12 protein-coding genes are annotated in these 13,367 nt (G+C 73.0%); 6 read left to right on the plus strand and 6 right to left on the minus strand.

Going from position 1 to position 13,367, the window contains the following annotated elements; translation table 11 throughout:
- Nucleotides 1–80: 80 nt before the first annotated feature.
- Nucleotides 81–3,056: an isoleucine--tRNA ligase gene (gene ileS, locus AX737_RS01785; protein WP_066918521.1), complete on the minus strand. Its 2,976-nt coding sequence runs from the start codon at nucleotides 3,054–3,056 to the stop codon at nucleotides 81–83.
- 382 nt (nucleotides 3,057–3,438) lie between these two features.
- On the opposite strand from ileS, the gene AX737_RS01790 reads away from it, so the two are divergent.
- Nucleotides 3,439–3,708 carry a hypothetical protein gene (locus tag AX737_RS01790; protein ID WP_066918523.1) on the plus strand — a complete coding sequence of 90 codons (270 nt, stop codon included), beginning with the start codon at nucleotides 3,439–3,441 and terminating at the stop codon, nucleotides 3,706–3,708.
- 195 nt (nucleotides 3,709–3,903) lie between these two features.
- Entirely contained in the window at nucleotides 3,904–4,182 is a 279-nt protein-coding gene (locus AX737_RS01795) for a hypothetical protein (RefSeq protein WP_066918525.1), read from the plus strand.
- Between the two features lie 4 nt (nucleotides 4,183–4,186).
- Here the strand turns inward: AX737_RS01795 and AX737_RS01800 are convergent, their stop codons facing one another.
- A complete protein-coding gene (locus tag AX737_RS01800; protein WP_066918527.1) occupies nucleotides 4,187–5,221 on the minus strand; it encodes an LLM class flavin-dependent oxidoreductase in 1,035 nt (344 codons plus the stop codon).
- A gap of 190 nt (nucleotides 5,222–5,411) precedes the next feature.
- Between AX737_RS01800 and AX737_RS01805 the strand changes: the two genes are divergently transcribed.
- Nucleotides 5,412–6,614: a pyridoxal phosphate-dependent aminotransferase gene (locus tag AX737_RS01805; RefSeq protein WP_066918528.1), complete on the plus strand. Its 1,203-nt coding sequence runs from the start codon at nucleotides 5,412–5,414 to the stop codon at nucleotides 6,612–6,614.
- 101 nt (nucleotides 6,615–6,715) lie between these two features.
- Nucleotides 6,716–6,988: a hypothetical protein gene (locus AX737_RS01810; RefSeq protein ID WP_066918530.1), complete on the plus strand. Its 273-nt coding sequence runs from the start codon at nucleotides 6,716–6,718 to the stop codon at nucleotides 6,986–6,988.
- 13 nt (nucleotides 6,989–7,001) lie between these two features.
- Here the strand turns inward: AX737_RS01810 and AX737_RS01815 are convergent, their stop codons facing one another.
- Both AX737_RS01815 and AX737_RS01820 read right to left on the minus strand, forming a co-directional pair.
- Nucleotides 7,002–7,187, minus strand: coding sequence for a hypothetical protein (locus AX737_RS01815; RefSeq protein ID WP_066918532.1), 186 nt, complete (start codon nucleotides 7,185–7,187; stop codon nucleotides 7,002–7,004).
- A 110-nt stretch (nucleotides 7,188–7,297) separates the two neighbouring features.
- A complete protein-coding gene (locus AX737_RS01820; protein WP_197430418.1) occupies nucleotides 7,298–8,203 on the minus strand; it encodes a histone deacetylase in 906 nt (301 codons plus the stop codon).
- A 114-nt stretch (nucleotides 8,204–8,317) separates the two neighbouring features.
- Between AX737_RS01820 and AX737_RS01825 the strand changes: the two genes are divergently transcribed.
- The gene (locus tag AX737_RS01825; protein ID WP_066918534.1) at nucleotides 8,318–9,472 is read left to right on the plus strand and encodes a ceramide glucosyltransferase; all 1,155 of its coding nucleotides are present in this window, start codon (nucleotides 8,318–8,320) and stop codon (nucleotides 9,470–9,472) included.
- A 51-nt stretch (nucleotides 9,473–9,523) separates the two neighbouring features.
- Nucleotides 9,524–10,210, plus strand: a complete 687-nt coding sequence (locus tag AX737_RS01830; RefSeq protein ID WP_066918536.1) for a glutamine amidotransferase — start codon at nucleotides 9,524–9,526, stop codon at nucleotides 10,208–10,210.
- 11 nt (nucleotides 10,211–10,221) lie between these two features.
- Here AX737_RS01830 and AX737_RS01835 read toward each other — a convergent pair whose 3' ends face one another.
- Together AX737_RS01835 and AX737_RS01840 are read right to left on the minus strand one after the other, a co-directional pair.
- On the minus strand, nucleotides 10,222–12,090 hold the full coding sequence (locus AX737_RS01835; RefSeq protein WP_066918537.1) for a DEAD/DEAH box helicase family protein: 1,869 nt from the start codon (nucleotides 12,088–12,090) through the stop codon (nucleotides 10,222–10,224).
- Between the two features lie 168 nt (nucleotides 12,091–12,258).
- The coding region (locus tag AX737_RS01840; protein ID WP_066918539.1) for a DUF2252 domain-containing protein at nucleotides 12,259–13,367 on the minus strand (1,109 nt) is incomplete at its 5' end.

The following is a 13,367-nucleotide window of genomic DNA, read 5'->3' on the forward strand; positions in this document are numbered from 1 at the left end:
CCCCTCTCCCCCCCTGCTTCGCAGGGTACCCTCCCCCGCAGAGGGGGGAGGGAGGACGCGCGCAGGGGATGGCAGGACCATCACGCCGCGCTCGCTTCCGGGTGGGCGGCGTCCCACTCGCGCAGGGCCTGCGCGTCGCGGGGGGTGACGTCGCGATACTCCGCGTCCCGGCCGACCTCGGGCGTCACCCGCCAGGAGCGGGCGCATTTGCGCCCCTCGGCCGGGCGCGGCTCGACCGCGACGCCCCGGACCTCGTCGAGGCGGAAGGCCTCGGCCGGCCCGTCCCCGGCGACGACGGAGATATCCGAGGTGATGCAGATGTCGGCGAAATCGACGCCCTCGACCGCCGCCAGCAGATCCGGATCGGCGACGTACACGCGAGGGGCTGCCTCCAGGCTCGCGCCGATGCGCTTGGCCGCCCGCTCGATCTCGAGGGCGCCCGTCACCACGCGGCGCACCCGCCGGATCTTCTGCCAGCGCTCGGCGAGCACGTCATCGCGCCACTCGGCCGGGGTATGCGGCAGGGTCTGGAGATGCACCGAGCCGGTCTCGGAGGGGTAGCGGTCGAGCCACGCCTCCTCGGCCGTGAAGGCGAGCACCGGGGCGAGCCAGATCGCGGCCCGCCGGAAGGCCTCGTCGATCACCTGCAGGGACGCCCGACGGCGCACCGAGGAGAGCGGGTCGCAATAGAGCGCGTCCTTGCGCACGTCGAAGTAGAAGGACGAGAGGTCGCCGGTCATGAAGCCGTTGAGCAGCGCCACCACCCGCTTGGTGTCGAAGGCCGCGTAGGCCTCGCGGATCTCGGCGTCGAGCTCGGCGAGGCGATGCAGGATCAGCCGCTCCAGCTCGGGCATCTCGGAAAGCGGCACGTCGTCCCCCTCGACCCGGTGGGCGAGCGAGCCCAGCATCCAGCGGAGCGAATTGCGCAGCTTCCGATAGGTCTCCGCGAAGGTCTTGATGATCTCAGGGCCGATGCGCAGGTCATCGGTGTAGTCGGAGGCCGCGACCCACAGGCGCAGGATGTCGGCGCCCGAATCCTTGATCACGCTCTGGGGGGCTACGACGTTGCCCTTCGACTTCGACATCTTCAGGCCCTTGCCGTCGAGCACGAAGCCGTGGGTCAGGACGATGTCGTAGGGCGCCCGCCCCCGGGTGCCGGAGGATTCGAGCAGCGAGGACTGGAACCAGCCGCGATGCTGGTCCGAGCCCTCGAGATACATCACCCGGTCCTCGCCGCCGTCGCGGCGGCGCGTGACGCCGGAGAGCCCCGGGAAGGCCTCGGGATCGTCCAGCACGAAGGCGTGGGTGGAGCCGGAATCGAACCAGACGTCGAGCACGTCCGTCACCCGCTCGTAGGCCGCCGGATCGTGCTCGGGCGCCAGGAAGCGGGCGCCGTCGGCGTCGGTGAACCACGCATCCGCACCCTCCTGTCGGAAGGCCTCGACGATGCGGGCGTTGACGCGCGCGTCGCGCAGGACCTCGCCGGTCTCGCGGTGGACGAAGACCGTGATCGGCACGCCCCAGGCCCGCTGGCGCGAGACCACCCAGTCCGGGCGGTTGGCCACCATGCCGGTGATGCGGTTCTTGCCCTGCGGCGGCACCCACTGGGTGTCGTCGATGGCCTGCAGGGCGACCTCCCGGAGGGTCCGGTTGCCGAGGCTGTCCACCGGCCGGTCCATGGCGATGAACCATTGCGGCGTGTTGCGGAAGATCACTGGCTTCTTCGAGCGCCAGGAATGCGGGTACTGGTGGCGCAGCACGCCGCGGGCGATCAGCGCGCCGGCCTCGGTCAGCGCCGCCATCACGGCCTTGTTGGCGTCGCCCTTCTCGCCCTTGGCGGTGAGCACGCGCGTCCCAGTGAAGCCCGGCGCGGCCTCCGTGAGCACGCTGTCGGCATCGACCGTGTAGGGGATCGCCGTGTCGATGCCGCGCTGGCGAAGCAGGCGGCCGCTCGCCATCCAGAGCTCGAAATCCTCGCGGCCGTGGCTCGGCGCGGTGTGGACGAAGCCGGTGCCCGACTCGTCGGTGACGTGGTCGCCTTCGAGGACGGGGACGTCGAACCCGTAGCCGAGGTCCGCCAGCGGGTGCGCGAGGGTGAGCCCGGCGAGTTCCGTGGGCGACACGTCCGCGACGCGCTCGAAGCCCTCGACACGCGCGGCCTTGAATACGCCTGCCGCGAGCGGGTCGGCCAGGATGTAGGTTTCCCCGGCCCTGGCCCAGTTGTCCTCGGGCGCCGCCGTGACCCGGTAGAGGCCGTAGGCGACCTTCTTCGAGTAGGCCACGGCGCGGTTGCCGGGGATCGTCCAGGGGGTGGTGGTCCAGATCACCACGCGCGCGCTGGCGAGCGCCCCCGCCCCGCCCTTGCGGATCGGGAACGCCACGAAGATCGTGTCGCTGACGTGCTCCTCGTACTCGACCTCGGCCTCGGCGAGCGCTGTCTTCTCGACGACCGACCACATCACCGGCTTCGAGCCGCGGTAGAGCTGGCCGGAGACGGCGAACTTCATCAGCTCGTCGGCGATGGCGGCCTCCGCCGGGAACGCCATGGTGGCGTAGGGGTGCGCCCAATCGCCGGTGACGCCGAGGCGCTGGAACTCCGCGCGCTGCACGTCGAGCCACTGCGCCGCGAAGGCGCGGCATTCCTGGCGGAACTCGATCACCGGCACCGCGTCCTTGTTGCGGCCCTTGGCGCGGTACTGCTCCTCGATCTTCCACTCGATCGGCAGGCCGTGGCAGTCCCAGCCCGGCACGTAGTTGGCCTCGTAGCCGAGCGCGCCCATCGAGCGGACGATGACGTCCTTCAGGATCTTGTTGAGCGCCGTGCCGATGTGGATGTTACCGTTGGCGTAGGGCGGGCCGTCGTGCAGCACGAATTTCGGCCGGCCCTGACCGCGCGCGCGCAACTGCCCGTAGAGGTCCGTCGTCTCCCAGCGCTCGAGGAGCAGCGGCTCGCGCGTCGGCAGGCCGGCGCGCATCGGGAAGTCGGTGCGGGGCAGGAACAGGGTCTTGGAATAGTCGCGGGTGGCCGCGGTGTCGGCGGGGGTCGCGTCGCTCATCGGTCGTCCTGGGAAGGCGTCGGGCCCGCGATCGGGCCGTGCGGCTCATGTCTCGGCGGTTCCGGCGCCGCTAGCGCCGGCAGGGGTGCGGGGGATCCCGCGTCCCGGCATCCGCGATGCCGCGTCTCCCGCGGCACTCAGGCGGAGGCCGGGCCCGTAATTCGCGTCGCCGGACGGCCGCGGAAGAGAACTGCGCCTACTCGCATGGGGCGGCTTCTACCAGCGGGCGCCCGCCCGCGCCAGAGCTCGCAAATCGGTATCGCTCCGCAGAAATCCCGCCCGCACGGCTGCCACCAACGGCGAGCTTGACCGTTGACGAAGGCGCGCTCCCGCGCGGTCAGGTGGCCGGTACGGAGCACGCCAGCAACGAGAGGACACCGCCATGAAGCACTTCCTCGTCGCCGCGACGCTCGCGGTCTCGACCCTCGCCCTCGGCGGCATCGCCCAGGCCCAGGGCCTCGTCGGCGGCGTCAACCGCGGCGCGGCCGAGGGCAACCGCGTCGGCGGCCCGGTCGGCGGGGTCGTGGGCGGCGCCGTCGGCGGCGCTGTCGGCACGGTCAACGGCGCCCTCGGGATCGACCCTGGCCGGCGCGCCTACCGCACCGACCTGCCCGGCCGGCGCAAGCACAGCCGCCACCGTCGCCACCGTTGAGCGGCACGCCTTCGCGCCCGGCTCGCCAAGCGAGGACGGGCGCGGAGGCCGTTCAGGCGAACGGTCCCCCGAACCTGTCGAAAACGTCATCTGCCGCCAATCTTCCGACAGGGAGCGAGCGTCCTAGATCGGCACACGGTCAAGGTGTCGCTTTCCGCGACATTGCGCCGATCGGACCACAGGAGGACAACGCAGATGTCCAGAAGGACTCTCCTCGGCCTTGCCGCCGCCCTGACGCTTGGCGGCCTCGGCGCCGGCTCCAACGCCCAGGCGGCGCCGCTCGGGATCGGCTCGGCCTCGGGCCTCGCGGATCAGGCTCCGATCGAGACGGTGGCGCAGGGCTGCGGCCCCGGCTGGGCGCGCGGGCCCTACGGGCGCTGCCGCCCGTTCGCCGGGCCGCCGCACGGCTTCTACGGCCGCCGCTGCTTCCTGCGCCCGACGCCATACGGGCCGCGCCGCGTCTGCCGCTGGTAGGCGATCAGCCCGAACGGTCGCCGGGGTCGGGCCGGACCGACAAGCCCCACGCCTCGGCGATCAGCATGTAGGAGCGCCGCCGCGCCGCCTGATCGTGGATGCTCGACACGATCATGATCTCGTCGGCCTCCGCCTCCGCGGCGAGCGCCGTGAGCTTCGCCCGCAAGGTCTCGGGCGAGCCGACATGCAGGCGCGCCCGCCCGCGCTCCATCCGCAGGCGATCGGATTCCGTGTAGGGATGGTTCTCCGCCTCCGCGAGGCTCGGGATCGGGCCGTAGGCGCCGCGCTCGCGGCGCAGGGTCGCCAGCCGCGCGCTCATGGCGAGCCGCTCGGCCTCCGCGTCGGTCTCGGCGCACACCGCTGCGAGCGCCAGGATGGCGTGCGGCCGCTCGCCCAGGCGCGAGGGCTGGAACTGTCGGCGATAGGCCCGCAGGACCTCGGCCGCGTCGGAGCTGCCGAAATGCTGCGCGAAGGCGAAGCCGCAGCCGATCCGGGCCGAGAGCGCCCCGCTGTAGTCGGAGGACCCCAGCAGGAAGACCGGCGGCAGCGGCACGCCCGCGGGCATCACCGTGATCGTCCCGAACGGGTGGCCGGGCGGGAACCCGCCGCCGCCCCAGAGCAGGAGTTCCTGCAGCCGGTCGAGGAAGTCGTCGCCCTCGGACGGCACCTCCCGGCGACGCAGCGCCCGCGCCGTGATGCCGTCCGTGCCCGGCGCGCGCCCCAGACCGAGATCGATGCGGCCCGGGAACAGGGCTTCGAGCAGCTTGAAGCGCTCGGCCACCATCAGGGGAGCGTGGTTCGGCAGCATGATGCCCCCGGAGCCGACCCGAAGGTACCGCGTCGCCGCCGCGATCTGCCCGATCATGATCTCGGGCGCGGGGCTCGCGACCGAGGCGAGGGCGTGGTGCTCGGCGAGCCAGTAGCGGTGGTAGCCCAGGCCATCCACGTGCCGGGCGAGCGCGAGGCTGTCCTGCAGCGCGTCGGCGGGCGTGGCGCCGGCATTCACGAAGGAGAGGTCGAGGACGGAGAGGGGCAGCATCGCTCCAAGATGAGGCCGCGCCTGCCCGATCGCGAGGGGAACCGCGGCACGGGAGCCCTGCTCGCTGCGCGTGGCATGTGGTGTTCCGCACGTCCGGCAGCATCTTGCCGGCTCAGGCCCCCGCCCCTAGGGTCCCGCCGCCGCGGACCCGCGGCCGCCGCAAGATTTCGAGACCCCGGAGCAAATCCCCATGGGCTTTCTGGCCGACGCCCTCTCCCGCGTGAAGCCGTCCGCGACCATCGCGATGACGCAGAAGGCGCGCGAGCTGAAAGCCTCCGGCATGGACGTGATCAGCCTCTCGGTCGGCGAGCCCGACTTCGACACGCCCGACCACATCAAGGAGGCGGCGATCGAGGCGATCCGGCGCGGCGAGACCAAGTACCCGCCCGTCTCCGGCATCGTGCCGCTGCGCGAGGCCATCGCCCGCAAGTTCAAGCGCGAGAACGGCCTGGACTACAAGCCCGCCCAGACCATCGTGGGCACCGGCGGCAAGCACGTGATCTACAACGCGCTGCTCGCCACCCTGAACCCCGGCGACGAGGTGGTGATCCCCCGCCCCTACTGGGTCTCCTACCCGGAGATCGTGACCCTGTGCGGCGGCACGCCGGTCTTCGCCGAGACCGACATGGCGCACGACTTCAAGCTTCAGCCCGAGGAGCTGGAGCGGGTGATCACGCCCAAGACCAAGTGGATCATCCTCAACTCGCCGTCGAACCCCTCAGGCGCGGCCTACGCGCACGACGAGCTCAAGGCGATCACCGACGTGCTGATGCGCCATCCCCACGTCTGGGTGCTCACCGACGACATGTACGAGCACCTGACCTACGGCGATTTCGAATACGTCACCCCCGCCCAGATCGAGCCCGGCCTCTACGAGCGCACGCTCACCATGAACGGCGTCTCGAAGGCCTACGCCATGACCGGCTGGCGCATCGGCTACGCGGCCGGCCCCGAGCACCTGATCAAGGCGATGGACTTCATCCAGGGCCAGCAGACGTCCGGTGCCACCACGATCTCGCAATGGGCGGCGGTTGCCGCGCTCGACGGCACCCAGGAGCACCTCGCCCGCTTCCGCGCCGCCTTCCAGGAGCGGCGCGACCTCGTGGTCTCGATGCTGAATCAGGCCTCGGGGCTCAAGTGTCCGATGCCGGAGGGCGCCTTCTACGTCTACCCGTCCTGCGCCGCACTCATCGGCAAGCGCACGGAGGGCGGCAAGACCATCGAGACCGACCAGGACTTCGTCACCGAGCTCCTGCAGAGCGAGGGCGTGGCCGCGGTGCACGGCTCGGCCTTCGGCCTCGGGCCCAACCTGCGCATCTCCTACGCCACCTCGAACACGGCGCTGGAGGAGGCCTGCACCCGCATCCAGCGCTTCTGCGCCTCGCTGCGCTAGAGCGGTGGCGCGGCACTCCCATTCCGCGGGAGCGCCGCGCGCCTCAGGAACGCGGCGGCGGTAGCGCCGTTTCTCCCGGGCACTTCATCTGGGAGAACACCATGCGCATCGCCGTCAGGGCGTCGGCCATCGCGATCATGACGCTCATGAGCGTCGGCGCTGCGGAGGCCAAGGGCTGCATCAAGGGCGCCATCATCGGCGGCGTGGCCGGACACTATCTCGCCGAGCGCGGCGTGGTCGGGGCGGTCGCGGGCTGCCTCGCCGGCCGTGCGCTCGCCAAACGTCAGGCGCGGCGCGACGTCGATTACGGCTCCCGCGTGCGCGATCCCGGCTACGGGCAGCGCGGCTATCCCCGGCGCGATTACAGCTACTGAGGCGCGCGCCGCCTCAGCGCCTGCCGACGGAGCCGGTGACCGCCGGTTCCGTCGCCTGCCGCGCGACGTCTCCTGGGCGGGCGGCATCCCGCCGTCCGTGATCGAGCTTGTCGGCGGAGATCAGGGCCGCGGCGATCATCGCCAGCAGCGCGAGCGTCACCTTCATGCCGTCCCAGATCCGTCCGAGCATCGCCGCCACTCAACAGTCGAACCGGCGCGCCGCCGCCTCGGCGCGACAGGTCGATTGTGCGCCGCACGCTTCACAAAAGGTTTAAGCGCGGGCCCCGTCCCCGATTCATTCCGGCCGCGTCACGTCTCGGCCACGGCGGCCAGAGCCTGGAACACGAGGGCGTGGCGCGCGGCGAGGGCGTCCACGTCGTGGGTGTAGCCGCCGCCGATCACCGCCACGAGCGGGATGCCCCGTGCCCGCGCCTGGCCCACCACGTAGCGGTCGCGGGCGTAGAGCCCGTCGTCGCTCAGCGCGAGGCGACCGAGCCGGTCGTCGCGGTGCGGATCGACGCCGGCGTTGTAGAAGACGAGGTCCGGCCGCAGCGCGTCGAGGAGCGCGGGCAGGCGCCCGGCGAGCACCTCGAGATAGGCCGCGTCCTCCATCCCGTCCGGCAGCCCGATGTCGAGGTCGCCCGGGATCTTCTGGGTCGGGTAGTTCCGCTCGCAATGGACCGACAGGGTGAACAGGTCCGGCGCGTAGGCGAGGCAGTCGGCGGTGCCGTCGCCCTGGTGCACGTCGAGATCGACCACCAGCGCCCGGGTGATCGCGCCCTCGTGCCGGAGGGCGCGCGCCGCCACCGCCACGTCGTTGAACACGCAGAAGCCCGCCCCCTGCTCGCGCCGGGCATGGTGGCTGCCGCCGGCCGTGCTGCCGGCGAGCCCCTCGGCGAGCGCGAGGCGCGCGGCGAGCAGCGTGCCGCCGACCGAGGCGCGCGAGCGCCGGACCACCGTCTCGTCCGCCGGCAGGCCGATGGCCCGCTCGACCGCGCGCGGCACGGCGTGCGCCAGCACCGCATCGATGTAGGCGGGCGCGTGCGCCTGCGCGAGCAGCGCCGCCGAGGCGGGCTCCGGCTGCACGAAGCCGAGCGGCGCCAGCCCCCGCTCGGCCACCACCTCCGCGAGACGGCCGTATTTCCGCATGGGGAAGCGGTGGCCGTCCGGCAGGCTGGCCTCGTAGGCCGGGTGGAACACGATCGGCGGGATCATCCGGGTCCGGCACCGCAGGGAACGTGCCCGTCATAAGACTGATACGGCGCGACTGTTAGGGGGCTGCGCAACGGCGCGGCGGCAGGTCGCGGCCAGCACGGGGACCACAGCCGCATGATCGAGGCGAACGCAACCGCGCTGGCCCTGGCGTTCTGCAGCCTGCTCACCCTGGTCAACCTCGCGAGCTTCGGCATCGCCGCCCGGCGTATCGGCCGGCTGCGCGGGCCCTCCGCCTTCCCGGCCGGCGCCCCGGTCTCGCTGGTGCGCCCGGTCTGCGGCGTGGAGACCTTCAGCGAGGAGACGCTGACCCGCGGCCTCCGCCTCGACTATCCCGCCTACGAGGTCGTCTTCTGCGTGGCCGACGCGGGCGATCCGGTCCTGCCGCTCGTCCATCGCCTCATCGACGCGCACCCCGCGGTGCCGGCCCGGGTGGTGATCGGCGACGAGCGCGTCAGCGACAACCCGAAGCTCAACAATTGCGTGCGGGGCTGGGAGGCGGCGCGCCACGACTGGATCGTGCTGGCCGATTCCAACGTGCTGATGCCGCCCGACTACCTCCAGCAGATGCAGGCGGCGTGGCGGCCCGACACCGGCCTCGTCTGCTCGACGCCGATCGGGGCACGGCCTGGCAATCTCTGGGCCGAGGTCGAGTGCGCCTTCCTCAACACGCTCCAGGCGCGCTGGCAGTATACGGGCGAGGCGCTGGGGCTCGGCTTCGCGCAGGGCAAGAGCATGCTCTGGCACCGGCCCTTCCTGGAGCGCCACGGCGGGATCCGCGCGCTCGCCGCGGAGATCGCCGAGGACGCGGCCGCGACGAAGCTGGTCCGGGCGGCCGGGCGCCGGGTCCACCTCGTGCCGGCCCCGTTCGAGCAGCCGCTCGGCCCGCGCCGACGCCGGGAGGTCTGGTCGCGCCAGCTGCGCTGGGCGCGTCTGCGGCGAGTGACCTTCCCGCTCTTCTTCGCGCCGGAGATCGCGAGCGGGGTGCTGGCACCGTTCCTCCTCGCCGGCTGCCTCGCGGGCACCGCGCAGGCCTGGGCCGGGATCGGCGCGCTCGCCGCGATCTTCTACGGCGCCGAGTACGCGCTGGCGGCCCGCGCCGGCTGGCAGCGCTCACCGCGCCTCCTCGTCTGCTTCCTCGTGCGCGACGCGATGATCCCGCTGCTCTGGGCGCGCGCCTGGATGCGCAACGCCGTGGTCTGGCGCGGCAACCCGATGGACATCCGCCCGAGACCGGCACGCCGCTTGCGCGCAAGGGCCAGCGCGGCCTAACGCCCTGGGACCGCCGGGTTCTCCGACGGGGTCGCGACGGACGAAGCACGCTTGCGCATCGCCATCATCGAGACCGGACGGCCACCCGACAGGCTCTCCGGCTTCCCCTCCTACGCGGCGATGTCGGCCGACCTGCTCGGGCCCGAACACGCGTGCGCAACCTTCGACGTGCGCGCTGGCGCCTGGCCCGAGCCTGACCGCTACGAAGCCTTCCTGATCACCGGCTCGGCCGCCGGCGTCTACGATCCGCTTCCCTGGATCGCGGACCTCGTCGCCTTCCTGCGGGCACTGCCGCCGGAGCGGAAACTCGTCGGGATCTGCTTCGGCCATCAGATCATGGCCGAGGCCTTCGGCGGCCGGGCCCGGAAGTCGTCCCGCGGCTGGGGGCTAGGCCTGCACGCCTACGAGGTCGTCGCGCGCGCCCCCTTCATGGACGCGGCGAGCCGGATCGCCGTGCCGGTGAGCCATCAGGATCAGGTCGTCGTGGCGCCGCCGGGCGCGCGCGTGCTGGCCGCCAGCGCCTTCACGCCCTACGGCGTGCTGGGATACGCCGACCGCGCGGCCCTCTCCTGTCAGTGCCATCCGGAGTTCGGCCCGGACTACGCCCGCGCCCTCACCCGCGATCACCGCGCCGCGGTCGCGGATCCGGCCCTGGTCGAGCGGGCCCTCGCCAGCCTCGATGCCCCGCACGACAGCGCGCGCCTGGGCGGCTGGATCCGACGCTTCCTGGCCGAGTGAGGCGGTCCGCCTCAGCCCTCCGCCCGGCGCCCAGCCGGCGCCCAGCTCCTGCGGCGCTGGCGGGCGGACCAGGCGTAGCGGGCATCCCCGTCGAGCAGGTGGGCGTGGTCGGAGAGGCGGTTGCGCTCCAGCCAGGCGAGCGCCGCCTCCAGCTCCGCCAGGGTCATCGAGGCGCGGTCCTTGCCGGTCACGCGCTTGAGCACCGCGTTGTACCTGTGGGCGAGGTTGCCGCCGCGCGGCGCCTGCCACGCCGCCTCGTCCTCGACGGCCTGGGCCGCCACCTGCGCGGCGAGGCGCTGACGCAGGGAGCGTTCCGTCAGGGAAGGCACGCCCTCCCGCGCCGGCGGCGGCTCCCGGGCGGGCGCATCGGGCGCCGGGGTGCGCGGGCGCAGCATGGCGTAGCGGATCCCGAGCGCGTTGCTCTCCAGCGGCGTGATGCCCCGGGGCGTCTCGTCCCGCCAGCGCACCGGCTCGGGCGTCACGGCGGTAAGGCGCGGCTTCTCGGGCGGGCGCGGCGCGCTGCCCTGCTCGGTCTCCAGTTCCGCGCGGAACTTCGCGAAGAGCGGGTCGTCGGGGTGGAAGACCAGCGCCTGCTGGCCGTCGTAGGGCCCGGCATTCGGATCGACGCGCGTCGCACGGGCCAGCATCTGCTCCAGCCAGGGGCGCGAGCGGATATGGGTAAGGGCCGCCACCACCGCGACCTCGGGCGCGTCGAGGCCCTCGTAGGCCATCGCCACGGTGACGAGGATAGCGGGTTCCGGCAGCAGCCGGAAGGCGGCGAGCGCCGCGTGCGCGTCCTGGGCCGAGGAGGTGGCGATGCGCACGTCCCGCTCGGCCTGGGACCCGGGCATCCAGCCCTGGATCATCGCCTGGTAGCGCCGGGCGCTCGCCTGGTCGGGGGCGACGACGAGCAGCTTGCCGAGACCGAGCGCCGGCTCGGCCGGTCCCAGCCCACGCTCGGTGCGCCGCCGCGCCCGGATGCGGCGGGTGGCGTGGAAGGCCTCCCCGAGGAGGTCGCGGGCGAAGCCCGTGCGGAGCGCCGTGAACAGGGCCGGCCGCGTGGTGACGCGCACGCCTCCGCCGAGCCGGTGCGGACCCACCCGCGGTGCCGCGCCCGCCTCCTGGCCCGCCTCCAGCCAGCTCGCCTCACCGTCGAGCGCGCCGAAATTGACCGGCAGCACCGCGCGCTCCGCCAGCGCCTGCACCCGCGAGTAGCCGATCACCGCGAGGCCCGGCGCCTCCGTGTCGACCTCCGGGGCGCGGCCCGGGCTCGCCGGGCGGTAGGGCAGCCCGAGGATGCGGCGCCCGTCCGCCCGCTCCAGGGTGCCCGAGAGGAAGAGCCGCATCGACGCGGCCCGCATCAGCGGCAGCATCGCCCGGCTCCAGGCGCCGGCCTCGGCCTCCTCGTCGGAGGTCTCCCCGCCCCCACCGCGGGCGGCGCTCGGCACCGGCAGGTGATGGACCTCGTCCACCACGAGCAGGGTGCGGTGCGCCCGTGCCTCGGCGAGGTGCAGGGCCGGTGCCGCGGCGACCGCCTGGTAGGTGGTGACGTAGCCGCCGAGGCCCCGGGCGGGATCCGGCTCGTTGTCGGCGGCGCGCACGCTGACGGCGTGGCCGAGGCTCGCACGCCACGCCGGGTCGGCGAAGGCCTCCTCCGCCTGGAGGCGCAGCGAATCGCGCGGCACCACCCAGACGACGCGGTCGATCCGGCCGGCCGCGATCAGCTCGGCGGCGGCGATCACCGGCAGCAGCGACTTGCCACCGCCCGGCGTCACCGCGGCCAGGATATCGCTCACGCCCGTGGCCTCGCCGCGGGCGATGGCCGCGACGAGCGCCTGGAGGGCGCGCTGGTGGGAGCGAAGCGGACGGGACGCGCTCACGGGCCGGCGGGCGGCGTGGGGATCATGCCGGCACCGTGGCGGATGGCGGACGGTTTGTGAATCCCGGGGATAACCACGCGGCTGTGCATAAGCCGCCCGAGGACAGGATCGGCACGAGGACGGGGCTTGCGTCCCTAGGGAACGATCGGGCCCGCCCGGCGTGCCGCCTCAGAGATGCGGATCCTCCGCGGCCTCGAGCCGTCCGCTCGCGATCGCGGCGCGAAACAGCTCGTGATCGGCGGCGTTGCGGTCGCCGTAGGCCTGCGCCCAGTCCGCGATGGCCTCGCGCAGGTCGGTGTTGCCGTCGTGCCCGCAATAGCCGCAGATCGCGGCGGCGTCCCCGGTGCGGGCATGCGCCCGGGCGAGCAGCGCGCCGTAGGCCCAGGAGAAGGTGAGGAGCGGCTGCCCCCGAAGGCAGGCCACCGGGATCTCGCCCTTCATGTTCTTCATCTGGCGCACGTAGAACGGCCGGCCCTCGATCGTGGTCCAGCCGAGCAGCGGGTCGCCGACCGCTTGAAGCAGCCGCTGGCCGTAGATCACCCGCTCGCCCTCGTGGCTGGCGTAGGGCTCCGGCATGCCGGGCAGGTAGGGCGCGTGGGCGGGGCGCACCGCCTCCTTGACCTGCAGGAAGAGCACGTCCTGGTCCGAGTTGCCGCAGAGCAGCGCGAGATAGGCCCGCGTGCCCACGCTGCCGACGCCGACCACTCGGTGGGCGACGTCCACCACGTGATAGCGGCTCAGCATGAACCGGCGCTCCCGCGGCAGGGTCTCGGCGTAGTGCTCCAGGCCCGTGATCACAGCCTCGCGCACCCCGTCCGGCACGGGGGTGAGGATCGGCGGGTCGTCCCGCAGGCGCCACGCGCCGTCGATGCGGCGCTCGGCCACGCTGTCGAGCAGGCTGCGGTTGTGGCGCTTGCGCGCCTTGGCGACCGCCTTGCGCACGACCTCCTGGGAATCCGCGTCGATGTCGATCCCCGAGATCGCGAGCTGGTCGGCGCGGGTCGATTGGTACCAGACCTCGAGGGAGCCCTGGGGCGCCAGCTCCGTCATGGTGTGCTGGTAGCCGGACACCGCCGCGATCACCGCGCGGCGGCGATGGTCGGTGGGTACCTCGTCGGTACGGGTCGCGACCTCGATGCTCGCCGCGAGCCGTTTCAGGTCCCATTCCCAGGGGCCGACCGTCACCTCGTCGAAATCGTTGAGGTCGAGCACCACGTCGCGCTGCGGCGTGCCAAACAGGCCGAAATTGGAGATGTGGGCGTCGCCGTTCATCACCA

The organism is Methylobacterium sp. CCH5-D2, assembly GCF_001556475.1.
Lineage (GTDB): Bacteria > Pseudomonadota > Alphaproteobacteria > Rhizobiales > Beijerinckiaceae > Methylobacterium > Methylobacterium hispanicum.